The 1,384-nt window shown below is 50.7% G+C and carries 1 protein-coding gene; it reads right to left on the bottom strand.

Annotated elements, in window-relative coordinates; translation table 11 throughout:
• On the bottom strand, window positions 1-1,384 hold a 1,384-nt coding region (tssI, locus tag DK430_RS13080; RefSeq protein WP_162616861.1), incomplete at both ends, for a type VI secretion system tip protein TssI/VgrG.

The following is a 1,384-nucleotide window of genomic DNA, read 5'->3' as shown; positions in this document are numbered from 1 at the left end:
TGGAGTTCATCAGGAGGTCAGCTTTAACGGTCAGTTGATAGTCTTGTCCGACATAGATTTCCTGATTCTTACCGATAGTCTGGGTTTCATCGCCAATGACTTCTTTATAACGGCTCTGATTGACACTGATTTTCTGTTCGCCCTTAACGGTTTCCGTATGGTTACCGCCCACATTGGTGGTACGGTCATTGATGACTAAGGTGTTCATATCATGTTCGGCATGAAAATCCAACCGTTGTTTACCCTGTTCATCTTCCATCATCATACCGTTATGCCCACCGCCCTTATAGGTCTGTGACATTAAGTGCATCTGGGTTTTGTTCTGCGGCAGTTTGCCCGGCAGCGGCATATTGGCATGGTAGGTACGTCCGGTGACAATCGGCTGGTCGGGGTCACCTTCCAAGAAGTCCACCAGAACTTCATGTCCGACCCGAGGAATCGCCACCATCCCCCAGCCTTTCCCCGCCCAAGGTTGGGTCACCCGAATCCAACAGGAGCTGTGGTCATCCCGTTTGCTCTCTCTGTCCCACAAAAAGTGTACCCGAATCCGCCCGAAATTATCGGTATAAATCTCTTCGCCTTTCGGACCGGTGACGATGGCAGGCTGCGGACCTTCCACCAACGGTTTTTGTAACTGAGCCGGACGCCAAGTCTGATGGCGTGGTAAGCATTCAAAGGCGGCGGTTAAATGTGTGCCACGCTCACCGGCTTCCCCCTGTGCACCCTGCGCCTGTTCGGCATGATAGTGCACCCGGCTTAATTGCCATAGGGTATTAAAGGCGGCATTAGGATGACGCTGTAAGTTAATTAAACCGCCCGCCATCAACAACGGACTGTTACTTTCCCCGCGTCCGCTATGGGCATCACGACGTAAGCTCTCCAACCGATAACGGCTATATTGTTTACCCCGTCCGTCTTTAAAGCGTCCCGGAAAGTCATAATGCTCATACATGGCACGTTGTGCCTCAAGGTCTTTGGCTTCTTCCGTGAAAGTCGCTTCCCACAGGGGCTTTTTAAAGGTGTAGTCTTTTAACACAGCCTGAGACACCCGCACCCGTTCACTGTGGGCAAAGCGGGTGACGGTGTTTTCCTGTAGTTGGGCGTTTTTATTGGGGTTGTAGTTTAAGGTGACGGCTTTTTCGTTATTTAAGGTCGTGGCATCATCACCGATAACTAACCGGCTTTGTTCATCAAAATAATAGAACAGCCCTTCTTCCGCCGCCAAGCGTTCAAAGAAGGCTAAGTCGGTTTCGCGGTATTGCACACAGAACTCGCGCTCGGGGTGGGAGTCACGTAGCATAAAGCGATAGTCGGTGACTTTATTTTCATCAAGCAGGGTAGCGAGAATGGTTTGCAGGTCTTTTTGTTGGAAGATGCGGGAATT

It is taken from the genome of Aggregatibacter kilianii, assembly GCF_003129965.1.
Taxonomy (GTDB): Bacteria; Pseudomonadota; Gammaproteobacteria; order Enterobacterales; family Pasteurellaceae; genus Aggregatibacter; species Aggregatibacter kilianii_A.
Note: the sequence above shows the minus strand (reverse complement) of the source record. Positions and strands in the feature narration are given on the sequence as shown.